At 69.3% G+C, this 15261-nt stretch carries 14 protein-coding genes; 11 read left to right on the forward strand and 3 right to left on the reverse strand.

All coding sequences use genetic code 11. The features are described from left to right. The first annotated feature begins 2 nt into the window (after window positions 1-2). The 3 genes from ACFU5M_RS11630 to ACFU5M_RS11640 are packed head-to-tail and all read left to right on the forward strand — an operon-like array spanning window position 3 to window position 1298. On the forward strand, window positions 3-290 hold the full coding sequence (locus tag ACFU5M_RS11630) for an AbrB/MazE/SpoVT family DNA-binding domain-containing protein (protein ID WP_379047718.1): 288 nt from the start codon (window positions 3-5) through the stop codon (window positions 288-290). Next, window positions 287-679: a PIN domain-containing protein gene (locus tag ACFU5M_RS11635; protein ID WP_039799424.1), complete on the forward strand. Its 393-nt coding sequence runs from the start codon at window positions 287-289 to the stop codon at window positions 677-679. The genes ACFU5M_RS11630 and ACFU5M_RS11635 overlap by 4 nt, the downstream gene beginning before the upstream one ends. Before the next feature lie 55 nt (window positions 680-734). Continuing rightward, window positions 735-1298 carry an alpha/beta hydrolase gene (locus ACFU5M_RS11640; RefSeq protein WP_379047721.1) on the forward strand — a complete coding sequence of 188 codons (564 nt, stop codon included), beginning with the start codon at window positions 735-737 and terminating at the stop codon, window positions 1296-1298. Here ACFU5M_RS11640 and ACFU5M_RS11645 read toward each other — a convergent pair. After that, window positions 1278-2348 (reverse strand): alpha/beta hydrolase, encoded by a 1071-nt coding sequence (locus tag ACFU5M_RS11645; protein WP_379047724.1) that lies wholly within the window; start codon window positions 2346-2348, stop codon window positions 1278-1280. The genes ACFU5M_RS11640 and ACFU5M_RS11645 overlap by 21 nt on opposite strands. Before the next feature lie 299 nt (window positions 2349-2647). Here ACFU5M_RS11645 and mqo point away from each other — a divergent pair, with 299 nt between their 5' ends. The 6 genes from mqo to ACFU5M_RS11675 all read left to right on the forward strand — a co-directional run bounded on the left by mqo (window position 2648) and on the right by ACFU5M_RS11675 (window position 9876). Further along, window positions 2648-4162 carry a malate dehydrogenase (quinone) gene (gene mqo / locus ACFU5M_RS11650; protein ID WP_379047797.1) on the forward strand — a complete coding sequence of 505 codons (1515 nt, stop codon included), beginning with the start codon at window positions 2648-2650 and terminating at the stop codon, window positions 4160-4162. Between the two features lie 19 nt (window positions 4163-4181). Beyond that, window positions 4182-4631 carry a GNAT family N-acetyltransferase gene (locus ACFU5M_RS11655; RefSeq protein WP_379047727.1) on the forward strand — a complete coding sequence of 150 codons (450 nt, stop codon included), beginning with the start codon at window positions 4182-4184 and terminating at the stop codon, window positions 4629-4631. A 239-nt stretch (window positions 4632-4870) separates the two neighbouring features. Then, complete coding sequence (locus ACFU5M_RS11660; protein WP_379047800.1) at window positions 4871-6856, forward strand: magnesium chelatase subunit D family protein; 1986 nt, start codon at window positions 4871-4873, stop codon at window positions 6854-6856. A 171-nt stretch (window positions 6857-7027) separates the two neighbouring features. After that, window positions 7028-7642, forward strand: a complete 615-nt coding sequence (gene cobO, locus ACFU5M_RS11665; protein ID WP_379047730.1) for a cob(I)yrinic acid a,c-diamide adenosyltransferase — start codon at window positions 7028-7030, stop codon at window positions 7640-7642. Between the two features lie 130 nt (window positions 7643-7772). Continuing rightward, entirely contained in the window at window positions 7773-9521 is a 1749-nt protein-coding gene (locus ACFU5M_RS11670; RefSeq protein WP_379047733.1) for a cobyrinate a,c-diamide synthase, read from the forward strand. Continuing rightward, window positions 9508-9876, forward strand: coding sequence for a cobalamin biosynthesis protein (locus ACFU5M_RS11675; protein ID WP_379047736.1), 369 nt, complete (start codon window positions 9508-9510; stop codon window positions 9874-9876). Before ACFU5M_RS11670 ends, ACFU5M_RS11675 begins: the two co-directional genes overlap by 14 nt. A 105-nt stretch (window positions 9877-9981) precedes the next feature. On the opposite strand, the gene ACFU5M_RS11680 is transcribed toward ACFU5M_RS11675, so the two are convergent. Together ACFU5M_RS11680 and ACFU5M_RS11685 are read right to left on the reverse strand one after the other, a co-directional pair. Beyond that, on the reverse strand, window positions 9982-11079 hold the full coding sequence (locus tag ACFU5M_RS11680) for a hypothetical protein (RefSeq protein ID WP_379047739.1): 1098 nt from the start codon (window positions 11077-11079) through the stop codon (window positions 9982-9984). A 2-nt stretch (window positions 11080-11081) separates the two neighbouring features. Beyond that, entirely contained in the window at window positions 11082-12212 is a 1131-nt protein-coding gene (locus tag ACFU5M_RS11685) for a phosphotransferase family protein (protein ID WP_379047742.1), read from the reverse strand. Window positions 12213-12449: 237 nt separating this feature from the next. Between ACFU5M_RS11685 and ACFU5M_RS11690 the strand changes: the two genes are divergently transcribed. Both ACFU5M_RS11690 and ACFU5M_RS11695 read left to right on the forward strand, forming a co-directional pair. Further along, complete coding sequence (locus ACFU5M_RS11690; RefSeq protein WP_379047748.1) at window positions 12450-13808, forward strand: DoxX family protein; 1359 nt, start codon at window positions 12450-12452, stop codon at window positions 13806-13808. Between the two features lie 100 nt (window positions 13809-13908). Beyond that, window positions 13909-15249, forward strand: coding sequence for a DoxX family protein (locus ACFU5M_RS11695; protein ID WP_379047751.1), 1341 nt, complete (start codon window positions 13909-13911; stop codon window positions 15247-15249). Window positions 15250-15261: the final 12 nt, after the last annotated feature.

A 15261-nucleotide genomic window follows, 5' to 3' on the forward strand; every position in this document is an offset into this window, starting at 1 on the left:
AGATGGCGGCGGAGAAAAGGCCCAGCGGCCGAGGGACGAATGTGGTGTCGGCGACGGTCACCAGTAAGGGACAGATCACGATCCCGATCGATGTGCGCGTGGCGATGGGTTTACGCACGGGCGTTCGAGTCGCGTTCGTGCCCACGCCCGACGGCACCTACGAATTGGTGCCCGAAACCCGCACGATCAAGGCGCTGAAAGGCATCCTCGGCTGGTCCGGCGCGCCGATCGGGCTCGCCGAGATGAACGAGGCGATCGCGGGCAACGTGGTGGAAGGCAAGCAAGGATGATCGGTCTGGACGCGAATGTGCTGATCCGCTACCTCACCCAGGACGACCCGGAGCAGTCCGCCCGGGCCAACCAGGTCATCGACGGGCTCAGCGAGAGCAAACCCGGCTACGTCACGATGATCGTGCTCGCCGAGATCCATTGGGTGCTGCGCCGTGGCTACAAGCAAGATCCCGAGGCCGTCACCGACGTGCTGCTCGGGCTGCTCGACTCCAGTGAGATCGTGGTCGAGCGCGCCGACACCGTGCGCCAGGCGCTGCGGCGGGCCGCCGACGGCGCGGACTTCGCCGACGCGCTGATCCAGCAACTCGGTCAGGAGGCCGGGTGTGAGCTGACTGTCACCTTCGATCACAACGCGGGTGAGCGGGCCGGGATGCGCCTGCTCGCGTGATTCCGGCACCCCGACCCGCCGACGTGATGTCCTGATCCGTGTAGCGTGATTCGGCATGGAATCTCGGCAGATCACGGTGGGTGACCGGGCGTGGACCGTGCGGATCGACGGGCCGGAATCCCGGCACAGCGTGCTGCTGCTGCCCGACGCGGGTGATACGGCGGACGTCTTCGATCAGGTGTGCGCCCGCCTGCACACCTCGGATTTGCGCACCTTCACGGTGGAGTCGAGCGAGGGCCTCGACGCGGCCGGTGTGACCGCGATCCTGGACGAACTCGGCTTGCCCTGGGTGAACGTGGCCGGGTGCGGAGCGGGCGCGGTGCTGGCCTGGCAGGCGTGCGCACGGGGCTTCGGCCGCTTCCAGAGCCTGGTCGTGGCCGATCGCGGCCATCCCGCCACACCCGGCGCCGACGGAACGGTGACGGACGCGGCGACCGGCCCGGTCGAGGTGCCGACCACGCTGCTGGTCACCAAGAATCTGCCGCGCTCGGTGGCCGACGCGTCGGGACGGTTCGTCTACGGCGAGTTCCGGGTGGTGGAGGTCGACGTCACCGACGTGGCCACCGAAGCGGGCCACGAACTGGCCACCGAGATCGTGCTACGCACCAGCCTCTGGTGACTTCGCGCCCGCCGCGGCCTGGTAGCCCGCGAGCCACTCGAGCCAGTTGTCGAGTTCGCCGAAGGCCTGGGCCAGCGGTTCGGGCCCGGAGAGGAACACGTCGTGCTTGGCGCCGTCGATCGGCACCATGTTGGTGCGGTCGCCCAGGCAGCCCGACCAGCGCTGGATCTGCTTGACGTCGAGCACCGCGTCGGCCACGTCCACGGCCGGGCCGTACTCCTTGGCGAATTTGGTGATCCGGGAGCGCAGGATCAGCGAGGGCACACCGATGTCGAGGCCTTGGTGCAGCCGCGCGTGGCCGTTGCGGATCGCGCGCAGCCAGCCGAGCCGCACCGGGAAGCCGTGCAGCGGCTTCCAGTCCAGGTTGTAATCCCACTCGCCGGACACCGAGCGGTGCAGGCTGTCGCCATAGGTGCTGATCTTGCCGCCGGGCAGTTGGACCATCCTCCGGAAGCGTCCGACCGCTTTGATGATCGGCGTCCCGACGGTCCGGTAGTACGCGGGACCCTGGAGGTCGAACCACGGGCTGTTGAGCACCACACCGGTGATGCCCGCGGCGGCCGTACCCTGCGCGCGGTTGAGCCGGTCCAGCCACAGCGACACGACCAGACCGCCGGTGGAGTGGGCGTTGAGCACGACGGGGGCGCCGGTCTCGGCCCGGACGATTCGCAACGCTTCCGCCAGCTCGCGGTCGTAGAAAGCGAGATCCGTCACATAGTGCGGTGTGTGCCCGTCGCGCAATGACCGGCCGCATTTGCGCAGGTCGAGCGCGTAGAACTGGAACCCCCGCGCGGCGAAGTGCTCGGCGAGGTGTTCCTGGAAGAAGTAGTCGGTGAATCCGTGGACGTAGAGCACCGCGCCCGCGGTCTGCTCCACGGCGCCGGAGGGCACGTAGCGCACCAGCGTGGCGACCACCGAGCCTTCGCCGTCGGGATCGGGGCCGAGGGCAAGCGTGCGCTGCTGGTACCGCGAGCCCAGGACGTCGGGGCGCCAGCCTTCTTCATCCGGTGAAGTGCTGACCGGCTCGGCAAGCGACTGTTCGTTCGTCACGCGACCAATGTATTGGACACCGTCACGCGCCGACAGACCATGGTGGTCGGTTCGCCGCCGAAGTGACGACGATCTCTGTCGCATTCCGCACATTCCGCAGGCTCGTTGCGGGAAGGCGGCGTGGTGAGGTGCACAATTGGGCTTAGGTGAACGGCGGGTAACCTGACTCCCGCTACGCCGTTCGGGACCGGCGGACGCCGGAACCGAGCCACAACCACACCGTGCCCAGGCAGGTCCACCCGCCCGGTGGGCCCGCGCAGAAGGACAAGGAAGTCGATCTACCCGTGCCGAACGCTGCCATGACTGAAAAGACCGATGTAGTACTCATCGGTGCCGGCATCATGAGTGCCACTCTCGGCGCGCTGCTGCGGCAGCTGCAGCCGGACTGGTCGATCTCCCTGTTCGAGCGGCTCGACGCCGCCGCGGCTGAGAGCAGCGATCCGTGGAACAACGCGGGTACCGGACACTCCGCGCTCTGCGAGCTGAACTACAGCCCGCAGCTACCCGACGGCTCGGTGGACATCACCAAGGCCGTGGACATCAACGAGCGTTTCCAGGTCTCCCGCCAGTTCTGGTCCTACGGCGTGGAGAACGGAGTCCTTCGCGATCCGTCCACCTTCATCAACCCGATCCCGCACGTCAGCTTCGTGCACGGTGCCGACAACGTGGATTACCTGCGCAAGCGGTACGAAGCGCTGGCGCCGCACCCGCTGTTCGAGGGCATGGAGTTCATCGACAGCCCCGACGAGTTCACCCGGCGGTTGCCGTTGATGGCGCGCGGGCGGGACTTCTCCGACCCGATCGCGCTGAACTGGACCGACGGCGGCACCGACATCGACTTCGGCTCACTCACTCAGGAACTGCTCGCCTACCTCGGGTCCTCCGGTGCGGACCTGGCCTTCGGGCACGAGGTGCGCGACCTGTCCAAGCAGTCCGACGGATCCTGGCTGGTCACCGTGCGCAACGTGCGCACCCGCGAGACGCGCACGCTGATCAGCAAATTCGTCTTCGTCGGTGCGGGCGGCGGCGCGCTGCCGCTGCTGCAGAAGGCGAACATCAAAGAGGCGAAGGGATTCGGCGGGTTCCCGGTCAGCGGTCAATTCTTCCGCTGCGTCAACCCGGCGCTGATCAACCAGCACGAGGCCAAGGTGTACGGCAAGGCCGCGGTCGGCGCTCCGCCGATGTCGGTGCCCCATCTGGACACCCGTGTGATCAAGGGCAGGCCGGGCCTGCTGTTCGGCCCGTACGCGGGCTGGACGCCGAAGTTCCTCAAGGACGGAAAGAACACCGACCTGTTCAAGTCGGTGCGGCCGAACAACATCTTCTCGCTGCTCGGCGTCGGCGTCACCGAGCTCGGTCTGACCAAATACCTGGTCAGCGAGCTGTTGAAGTCCGAAGCGGGCAAGGTGATCACGCTGTCGGAGTTCATCCCGCGCGCCGAGGCCAAGGACTGGGAGCTGATCACCGCGGGCCAGCGCGTGCAGGTCATCCGCCGCAAGGGCGCGGGCGGCGTGCTCGAATTCGGCACCGCCGTGATCTCCGCGCAGGACGGCACCATCGCTGGGCTGCTCGGCGCTTCCCCGGGCGCGTCCACCTGCGTCACCGCCATGCTGGACGTCCTGCAGCGGTGCTTCCCGCAGGAGTACGCCGCGTGGACGCCGAAGCTGAAGGAAATGGTGCCCTCGCTGGGCATCAAGCTGTCCGAGGACCCGGCGCTGTTCCACGAAGTGTGGGATTGGACCTCCAAGACGCTGAACCTCCTCGACGGCGGCGACAACACGCCGAGGCATGCGGGGGTCGCGGCGAACGCCTAGGTTGTGATAGCAAGGCGCGATGATGTCAACGGTTGCTCTCAAACGCTCCTGGGCGCAGGATCTCGATACCCCGACGCTCTACCAGCTGTTGAAACTTCGCGTCGAAGTGTTCGTCGTCGAGCAGAAGTGCGCGTACCCCGAACTGGACGGGAAGGACCTCCTCCCCGAGACCCGGCACTTCTGGCTCGATGACGAGGGCGAAGTCATCGCCACGCTGCGGTTGTGCGAGGAGCACGACGACGGTGTGAAGAGTTTCCGCATCGGCAGGCTCTGCACGGCGGCGCCCGCCCGCGGGCACGGCTACACCACTCGACTGCTGCAGGCGGCGCTGGCCGAGGTCGGTTCGGCGACGGTTCGCCTGAGCGCCCAGAGCTACCTGATCGACCTGTACACCAAGCACGGCTTCAAGGTCGACGGGCCGGAATTCGAGGAAGACGGCATCGCGCACGTGCCGATGCGCAGAGGTTGATTCTGGGGTTCGCGTCCGAGTGGCCACCGCTCGCTCCTTCGTCGCGTACGCGGCCACTCGGACGCGAGCCGGGCCCGCGAACGGCGCATGCTCGGTGTCGCTTCGCTCGAAACCGGGACTTCGGGCGGTGGGGTGCCCATTCGGGGCGCTGACGCATCGGTTCTGAATCGAAGGGCACTGTGGGGCAGGCAAGGCGCCGCGCTTAGAGTTGGGGCGTGTCCGTGTCCCATGCCGAAACAGTGCCGACGTCCGACCAGCGCAGCCGAACGATTTCGGGTGCGGACGGTGAAGCGGGGTTTCCCTTCTCGGCGGTGGTCGGGCAGGAACGGCTGCAGCTGGCGCTGATCCTCTGCGCGGTGCATCCCGGCATCGGCGGCGTCCTGGTGCGCGGCGAGAAGGGCACCGCGAAGTCGACCGTGGTGCGCGCGCTGGCGCAGCTGCTGCCGCCGGTGGTGGACGAGACCGGCGCGCGGCCGGCCCGCTTGGTGGAACTGCCGGTGGGCGCGACCGAGGACCGCGTGGTCGGCTCGCTGGACCTGGAGCGCGTGCTGCGCGACGGGGAGCAGGCGTTCCGCCCCGGCCTGCTGGCCGCCGCTCATCACGGAGTGCTGTACGTCGACGAGGTCAACCTGCTGCACGACCATCTGGTGGACGTGCTGCTGGACGCCGCGGCGATGGGCCGGGTGCACATCGAGCGCGACGGCGTCTCGCACTCGCATCCGGCGCGTTTCGTGCTGGTCGGCACCATGAATCCGGAGGAGGGCGAACTGCGTCCGCAACTGCTGGACCGGTTCGGCTTGACCGTGGACGTGGCGGCTTCCCGGGACGTGGACGTGCGCATGGCGGTGGTGCGCCGCAGGCTGGATTACGAGGCCGATCCGGCCGGATTCGCCGCCCGCTACGCCGCGGCGGACCACGAGGTGGCCGAGCAGATCCTGGCCGCCCGCGACCGGCTGGGGCAGGTGGCGCTCGATGACGTGGAGCTGCGCCGGATCGCCACGTTGTGCGCCGCGTTCGACGTGGACGGGATGCGTGCCGATCTGGTCGTCGCGCGCACCGCGACCGCGCATGCCGCCTGGCGCGGCGCCGGCGCGGTGACCGAGGACGACGTGCGGGTGGCCGCCGAACTGGCGCTGCCGCACCGGCGCAGGCGCGATCCGTTCGACGAGCCCGGCATCAGTGAGCAACAGCTCGACGACGCCATGCGCGACGCGGCCGCGGAGGCGCAACGCGAGGAGGAAACGTCCACGCCGAGCGGTGCGCCCGAGCAGGACGGCATGCCCCGGGATGCCGGGGAACCGGGCGGCGCTTCCGGCGACGACTCGGACAGTGGCCCCGAGGACCCGTCGCCGCCCGACGGTCCGGGCGGCGGGCAATCGCGTGAAGGACATGGTGGCGCACCGGTTCCCACCGGTTCGCGGACGCCGCGCTGGGAGGTGCCCGGCGTCGGTGAGGGCGCTCCGGGACGGCGCTCCCGCGCGGAATCGCGGCACGGCCGAGTGGTGCGCCCGAGTACCGACACCTCCTCGGGCCTGCATCTGCTCGGTACCGTCTTCGCGGCCGCCCCGCATCAGCGTTCCCGCGGCCGTGGCGACGGGCCGTTGCGGCTGGCCGCCGACGACCTACGTGGCGCCTATCGAGAAGGGCGCGAAGGGAATCTGGTCGTCTTCGTAGTAGACGCCTCCGGTTCCATGGCCGCCCGCGACCGGCTGTCCGCCGTCACCGGCGCGGTGGTCACCCTGCTGCGGGACGCCTATCAGCGCCGCGACAAGGTCGCCGTTGTCAGCGTGCGCGGCGCGGAGGCCGAACTCGTGCTGCCGCCCACCTCGTCGGTCGACATCGCGGTGCGCCGGTTGTCCGGGATGCGCACGGGCGGGAAGACGCCGTTGGCCGCGGGTCTGCTGAAGGCCAGGGAAGTGGTGCTGCGCGAGCGGGTGCGCGATCCACGCCGCAGGCCGATGCTGGTGCTGCTGACCGACGGTCGCGCGACGGGTGGGATCGATCCGGTTCCTCGCGCCCGCACCGCCGCGGGCTTGCTCGCCAGGGACGCGGTCACCTCGATCGTGGTCGACTGCGAACGCGGCATGATCCGCCTCGGCCTTGCCGCGGATCTGGCCCGCGACCTGCGCGGAGGCTACCTGAGGCTGGCGGAGCTGACCGGCGAGTCGGTCGCGGACGTCGTCCGCGCGGGTTCCGGAAGCGGTACTTCGGTGCGAGCGGCGTGAGCACGACGTTCGAACGGTCCGGTGGCGGCTGCCCGACCGCTCCGTCGGCGAAGGTGGGAGTCGCCGGCCCGCCCTCCGGTGTGCCGGCGGGTTGCGCGGCGATTCTCGTGGCTCCCGGTCTGAACGCGGTGCACAGGTTCGGAGTGATCCGAGGACGAGCAAGGAGATTCGATGCCCAAGGGTGTTCCGGAGACCGTTCCCGACGACGGGCTGACCACGCGGCAGCGGCGTAATCAGCCGGTGCTCGCGGTGCATACCGGTCCGGGCAAAGGGAAGTCGACGGCCGCGTTCGGGATGGCGCTGCGGGCGTGGAACCAAGGTTTCGACGTCGCGGTGTTCCAGTTCGTCAAAAGCGCCAAGTGGAAGGTGGGGGAAGAAGCAGCCTTCCGTGCCCTCGGCACACTGCACGAGCAGACCGGCGTGGGTGGGGCGGTCGAGTGGCACAAGATGGGCGAGGGCTGGTCATGGACCCGCAAACAGGGCACCGAGCAGGACCACGCCGCGGCCGCGCTGGCCGGTTGGCACGAGATCGCCCGCCGCCTGCGGGCCGAACAGCACCGCTTCTACGTCCTCGACGAGTTCACCTACCCCCTGAAATGGGGCTGGGTAGACCTGGCGGAAGTCATCGACACCCTCCACCACCGCCCTGGCAACCAGCACGTCGTCATCACCGGCCGCGACGCCCCCCCGCCCCTCCTGGAAGCCGCCGACCTGGTCACCGAAATGACCAAACTCAAACACCCCATGGACGCAGGCCGCAAAGGCCAACGAGGCATCGAATGGTGATCGCCGCGAGTGGCACATGGCTGCGGCGAACCGCGAGAGCTCCGCACGGTGGTGTGCCACTCGCGCTGCGGGGGCGGCGATGAGGGCGGTGGTGGTGGCGGCGCCGGCGTCTGGGAGTGGGAAGACGACGGTGGCGACGGGGTTGGTGGGGGCGTTGCGGCGGGTGGGGCATCGGGTGGCGCCGTTCAAGGTGGGGCCCGACTACATCGATCCGGGGTATCACGGGTTGGCGGCGGGGCGGCCGGGGAGGAATTTGGATCCTGTGCTGGTGGGGGTGGAGCGGGTCGTGCCGCTGTTCCGGCACGGGGCGACGGGGTGTGATCTCGCGGTGGTCGAGGGCGTGATGGGGTTGTTCGACGGGCGGATCGATGAGGACCACTCCGGTCCGGTGGCCGAGGGGTCGACAGCGCAGGTCGCCGCGCTGCTGGGGGCGCCGGTGGTGCTGGTGGTGGACGCGCGCGGGCACAGCCAGAGTCTGGCGGCGCTGCTGCACGGATTCGCCACGTTCGACAGCGGCGTCCGGCTCGGCGGTGTGATTCTGAACCGGGTCGGCAGCGAACGGCACGATCAGGTGCTGCGCGCCGCCTGCGATCGAGTCGGGTTGCCGGTGCTCGGGTCGTTGCCGCGCCTGGCCGAACTGGAGGTCCCGTCCCGGCATCTCGGCCTGATCCCCGCCGTCGAACACGGTTCGGCAGCGACCGCGGCGGTGACGGCGATGACGGATCTCGTCGCCGCGCACGTGGATCTGCACGCCATCGCCGCACTCGCTCGTTCGTCGGTCACCGGTCCCGCGTGGGACCCCGAAGCCGCCGTGCGCGGCTCGGAGGGAGCGGGGGAGTTATCCGCCACGAAGTCCCTCGGTGGAGCCGGTGCCTCGAAGGCCTCGACGTCTCCGAGAGCAGACGGTGGCGCGGACGCGTCGCCGTTCCGCGATAGACCCGGTCACGCGGGGACCTCGACGGCTTTCGGTGGAGCCGGTGACCTGTGGGAATCGACATCCCTGGGCGAAGCCGATGGCCTGAGGGCGGCGCGGTCTCCCGGTGGAGCCGGCGGTGGCCCGGAGGCGGCGCCGTCTCGCAGTGGAGACGGTGGCGCGGGGGCGGCACCGTTCCGAGGTGGAGCCGGTGACCTGGACGCGTCGGCATATGTCGGCGGTGATCGGGACTCGTGGGGCTCCGCAGTGCCCGGCGGTGAGCCGCACGCCGACGAAAAAGCGCACAACGCCATCGCCGCCCGTGTCGCCGCCGATCGGGAGGGTCCGCTGATCGCCGTCGCCGGTGGCCCGGCATTCACGTTCGGCTACGCCGAGCATCGTGAGCTGCTGGTGGCCGCCGGGGCGCAGGTGGTCGTCTTCGACCCGCTTCACGACGAACTGCCCACCGGGACAGCGGCATTGGTGTTGCCAGGCGGGTTCCCCGAGGAACACGCCGCAGAGCTGGCCGCCAACTCCGTCCTGTTGCGGACAGTGGCCGCAGCCGCTCGGCGCGGAATGCCGGTGCACGCCGAATGCGCCGGGCTGCTGTATCTGACCCGCTCGCTGGACGGCCACCCGATGGCCGGGGTGGTGGACGCGGACGCCGCGTTCGGACCGCGCCTGACACTCGGATACCGGGACGCCGTCGCACTGGTCGACTCGCCGCTGTGGCGGGTCGGCGAACGGGTCAGGGGGCACGAGTTCCACCGCACCCGTCTGGTGTCGGCGCCGCCGAATCCGGCGTGGGGCTGGCGGGCAAGCACGGGAGAGCCCGTCCGGGAGGGGGCGCTGAGTGGCAATGTGCATGCGTCGTACCTGCACACCCACCCGGCGGGGAATCCCGCGGCGGTGCGGCGATTCGTCGACGCCGCAGTGCGATTCGCGGGTTCCGGTGCCACCGGCTGACGTCGTCGTCGGCATCGGACTGCGGCCGGGCACATCGGCGGACACGATCCGCGCCGCACTGCGCGAGGGCGTGGGTGGCTACCGGATAGCGTGCCTGGCCACCATCACGCAGCGCTCCGCGGAACCCGGACTGCGCGCCGTCGCCGCGGAGTTCCAGGTGCCGCTGCGGTCCTACTCTGCCGCGGAACTGGCGACCGTCGCCGTCCCCAACCCGGGAAGCCGGACGCAGGCGGCCGTCGGCACGGCGAGCGTCGCCGAAGCCGCGGCGCTGCTCGCCGCCGATGGCGGGCCGCTGATATTGCCGAAGCGCGTCGTGCGTGGCGTGGTGCTCGCGGCAGTGCAGGTCGAGCGTTAGAACCGTCGACCGGACGCGACTCGGCCACGAGCGTTGCCGCTGTCCGAGAGGGTCGCGGTTTTTTCCGAGAACTGGTCGCGGGGACCGGTGCCGGCGGCGCTGGGTTCAGGGTGCGACCGAGCCCCAGTCGGCGAAGCCGGTGGGATCGTGGCGGCCGATGCTGGCGTGTTCGAACAGGCCCCATCCTTCGGCGTCGCCGCAGCGGGCGCGGGCGACGTGGTCGATCACGCCATAGGGAGTCCGGGCGACGACCGCCGGATCGGTGAGGTCGTAGCGGCTGGAGGAGGACCAGTCGCGGCCCTTCCACTGGCCGTGCTGCCAGTCGGGGTCGCCGCCGTAGCCGCAGCCGACGTGCAGCGGGACGCCGGTGCCCGCCGTGATCTCGATCTCCAGCGGCTTGCCGTCCGGCGTGGTCAGCTCCAGCCGCGCACCGACGGGAAGTCTTGTGCCGGAGCGGTAGTCGATCGATATGCGGGGCCAGCCCAGCTGCTCGGTGCGCCCGTCCGGCCAGATCCGGGTCGCGTCGTTGAGCGTGCGCCTGCCATCCGGCTCCTCCTGCACGATGACCACGACGCCGAAGTCCTCGAACCGCAGCGGTGCGTACAGCCACCAGAACCCGCCCGAGGGCTCGGTGGCCGCGCGTCCGGGCGGCTCGGTCTCGCCGACCGGGCGGATGCCCCACGAACGGTCCCTGGTCCCGGTCCACACCGCCGGGTCGACGCTGATGTCGTCACCGTCCACGTGCAGCGTCCCGGCCCACGAGCCGACCTGCGCGAACCGGTTCGCGTCGATGATCGGCCGGTTGCCCGCGAGAATCAGGTGCGGCTGTTCCTGGACGGCGGGAAAGGCGCCGGTCCAGGTGAGGTCGAAGCTCAGATCGTCGTGTTCGCAGATCACCCGGAGGCGCCGCAGCGGCTCCAGTACCTCGACGCGATAGCCACCGACGCGCTGGTCGAGGCTCCGGTCGCCGAGCGCGTCGGAGAAGCGCACCGCGCGCACCGCGTCGCCGCGGCGGACGGCGGCGTAGGCGTCGGTCACCCCGAGGTTGGGATACACGCCGAAACCGGTGATCAGAAACGTGCCGCCGTCGCGGTCGTGGGCGTTGAAATAGCTGCGGTCGTAGAAATTCCGATCGCTGGAAGCCACCCGGGCCAGCGACAGCGGGGTCTGGTGGATCGGGTACTCGTCCAAAGGCACAGGCATGGTCAGTCCCATTCGTAGGTTCCGTCGAGCAGCGCCTCCAGGCTTGCCCGGTGCATGACGTAGTCGTCGCGATCCGGCGTGTCGGTGTCCTCGCCGAAGTGGATCATCCTGCGCTTCACCCGCGCCATCACGATCGCGTGCCGCAACGCGGCGTAGACGATGTAGAAATCGAGATCGCGCACCATATGACCGGTCAGCTCTTCGTATTTCGACACCACGTCGTCGCGGCGCAGGAAATCGGGAAGCCCGGGCTGGCCGAAGCGAGTGGCCAGATCCTGGAAGAACCGATGGATGAAGATCAGCCAGCCCAGATCCAGCTCCCGCGGCGCCAGCGCGGCCATCTCCCAGTCCAGCACCGCCACCGGGTCGAAGTCGCGGTAGATGATATTGCCCGGGCGGGCGTCACCCCAGCTGAGCACATCCGGACCGGGGTCGGCGGGCCAGTGCTCGTCCAGCCACGCGAAACTCCGCTCGATCACCGGGATCTCGAAGCCGTCGTCCGCGAGCCCCCACCGGTACCACGAGCGCTGTGCGGCGACGTGCCTGCGCAGCGCCTCGCCCGGCCCGCTCAGCATCGGGAACAGCGCCGCGGGATCGGGGATGCCGTGGATCCGGGCGATCACCTCGACGGTGTTGTGCGTGAGCCGGAGACGTTCGGCGGGGTCGGCGTCGAACAGCCAGCCGACGAACACGTACGGCGGGTTGTCCGTCGGCACCCGCCCGTCGACCCGGCGCATCACGAAGAACGGTGCGCCGAGTGGCTTTTCGTCGTTCTCCAACCAACACAGCCCCGGCACCGGCACGTCGGTGGCCGCGGCCACGCCCGCCATCACCTGGTACTGGGTGGCCAAATCGTAGGTCTCGAAGACCGGGAACGACCCGGCCTCGGGCGCCATCCGCGCGACGAACGACCCGCGCTCCGGCCGACCGGCGGCGCTCCACTCGGCGTCGAACAGGATCGACGTGCTGGACATGCCGCCGGACTGCGGACGCGACAATCCGGAGATTCGCGGCAGATCGTTCGCGGCGACCTTCGTCTGCAGCCAGCGCGCCAAGTCACCGGCGAACGCGTCCAGGTCGCGTTCGCTGACGGTCAATTGCTGTCGCTGTGCGGGGTCCGGATCGTCGGTCATCGTGTCCTCCTGACGCGTGCGGCCCAGGTGCACCGCCCGCGGTGCGCCGGGATACGCGACTGTAACGCGTTCTAGTTGTCGGCGGGCCGGAACCGAAGACGAATCCCGGCCGTGCGTGGTGGGGCCCGCACGTAGGCCGAAAGAGCCACCCGGAAATCGGGGGTTTCCCTGAGGTCATCCCATGACCTGGTCGGATACGTTCGGCTGGCTGAAGTGTCGACCGGCGAGGGGAGCGGTGTGCATACCGTCGAAACGGATGTGATGGAGCCGGGCAGTGGCGTGGCGCGGGCCGGTGACGAGCGGCGGCCCTGGAGCCTGCCTGCCCGAATCGCGTTCCGCTTCGTCTTCGCCTATTGCGGTCTGTTCTGCGTGTTGTTCGCGCAGATCCTCTTCGTATTCACCGGCATCCTGAGCAAGTGGCTGCCGGAGAGCGCCGTTATGTGGCAGATGCGCGCCACGAGCCCGCTGGTCGGCTGGGTCGGCGACCACGTCTTCGGTGTGGACGCGGTCTTGCACGAAGATTCCGGCAGCGGCGACCAGACCGCGATCTGGCTGCTGATCTTCTGCGAACTCGTCGCGGCGGTGCTGATCACGCTCGTCTGGTCGATTCTCGATCGTCGCCGCCGGGACTACGCCACCCTGCGCGACTGGTTCGTGCTGTTCGTCCGGCTGTGCCTGGGCGGCCAGATGCTCTTCTACGGTCTGGCCAAGGCGATTCCGTCGCAGATGCCCGCGCCGTCGCTCACCGCGCTGCTGCAACCGTACGGGACGATGAGCCCCGCATCGGTGCTCTGGAACCAGGTCGGCGCCGCGCCCGTGTACGAGATACTGCTCGGCACGGCGGAAGTGCTCGGCGGTCTGCTGCTGTTCCTGCCGCGCACCGCTACGGCGGGCGCGCTGCTCAGCCTGGTGAGCATGGCGCAGGTCTTCGTGCTGAACATGACCTACGACGTGCCGGTGAAGATCCTTTCGTTCCACTTGCTGCTGCTGTCGCTGGTCGTGCTGGCGCCGCAGGCCGGGCGTTTGGCGAATGTGCTCGTGCTGGAACGCCCGTCCGAGCCGGCCACACAGGCCCCGCTGTTCGCTTCCCGCCGGGCGAACCGGATCGCGGCGGCGCTGCAAGTGGCGCTGGGAGTCTGGGTGCTGATCGGTGGCGTGCACATCGGCTGGCAAACCTGGCGCGAGGCGGGCGACGGCGCGCCGAAACCTCCGCTGTACGGCATCTGGACCGTCGGCGAGTTCACCAGGGACGGGCATCCGGTGCCGCCGCTGATCACCGACGAGGGCCGCTGGCGCAGGTTGATCATCGATCGCCGTGGCACGACGGTGCAGAAGATGGACGATTCGTTCGTGCCCGTCGTGGCCGTGGTCGACGAGGCCGCGCACACCATCGCGCTGTCGGAGGCGCCGCGGGACACACCGCCGAACCGCTCGAGCGTCTTGACCTTCACCCAGCCCACCCCCGACGCGTTGCGGCTCACGGGTGAGTTGAACGGAACGCCGGTGACATTGTCGCTCGACCGGATGGACCTGAACTCCTTCCCATTGCGCAGCCGGGGCTTCAACTTCGTGCAGGAATACCCGTACTTCCGCTGATCCGAGATCTCGCGGCAGCGGGTGATCCAGCCGAAACCCGATACGGCCACGGCGCTTTTCGATACCTTCGGTCTGCATCGAACGAACTGGAGGGACCGCCGTGACCGAAGCGATCCTCGACCGGACAGACGCCGCGGACGCCGAGGGGTCCGATACCAGGCCTTGGCGCGGGGCGACCCGGGTGGCGTTCCGCTTCGGTTGCCTGTATTTCGGACTGTTCTGCCTGGTGTATCCGTCCGTCGTCCCGGAGTTCCTCGGACTGGCGCGCGAGTGGCTGCCGGACTGGGTGAACTCCGGCGTCGCCCGTGCCTTGCGCCCGGTGGTCGAGGAGACCGGAACGCGGGTGTTCGGTACGTCCGTCGCGGCGAACACGGCCTCGATCAGTGGCGACCAGGCCTACTTCTGGGTGCTGGTGTTCGTCGTTCTCGTGGTCGCCGTGCTCGGCACACTGGTCTGGAGCGTGCTGGATCGGAACCGGCCGCACTACCGGGCCGTGCAGCCCTGGTTCCTGCTGTTCGTGCGCTTGTGCCTGGCCGGGCAGATGATCGCCTACGGGATGGCGAAGGCCATTCCGACCCAGATGCCGCCGACACCGCTGAGCCGTTTGCTCGAGCCCTACGGGAACTTCAGTCCGATGGCGGTGCTCTGGAACCACATCGGGATATCGCCGCAGTACGAAATCCTGCTCGGCTGCGCCGAACTGCTCGGCGGCGTGTTGCTGTTCGTGCCGCGTACCGCGCTGGTCGGCGCGATGTTGAGCCTGGTGTGCACGACACAGGTGTTCGTGCTGGACATGACCTACGACGTACCCGCGAAGATCCTGTCGTTCCACCTGATGCTGCTGTGCCTGGTGCTGCTCGCCCCGGAGGCCGGGCGGCTGGCGAACGTGCTCGTGCTGAACCGCCCGGCCGGCCCGTCGACCACGCCGCCACTGCTGCGCACGCCGCGAGCCGAGCGGATCGCGGCGGCGGCGCAGATCGCGCTCGGGGTGTGGCTGCTGTTCTCGAATGCGTACTCCGGCTGGGAAAGGTGGACCGAGCAGGGCGCGGGGCGGCCGGAACCGCCTTTGTACGGCATCTGGGCGGTCGGCGAATTCAGTGTCGACGGCACCACGCTTCCGCCGCTGACCACCGACGAACTGCGCTGGCAGCGCCTGGTCTTCGATCGGGACGGGGCCACCGTGCAGCGGATGGACGGCCAGTTGGTTCCGGTGCTCGCCATGGTCGATCCCGCGGCGCGCACCCTGGTCGTGCTCGCGCCACCGCGACCGGAACCCTTGGGCAGTTTCGGCTTCGATCGGCCCGCGCCCGAGCGGCTGACCTTGACGGGCACGCTCGCGGGGCAGCCGGTCTCGATCGTGTTGACCTCGGTTCCGCTCGACGACCACCCGTTGCGCAGCCGTGGATTCCATTGGGTACAGGAGCATCCGTACTTCCGTTGAGTTACCCGGCCG

The sequence above is a fragment of the Nocardia sp. NPDC057455 genome, assembly GCF_042802775.1.
Lineage (GTDB): Bacteria > Actinomycetota > Actinomycetes > Mycobacteriales > Mycobacteriaceae > Nocardia.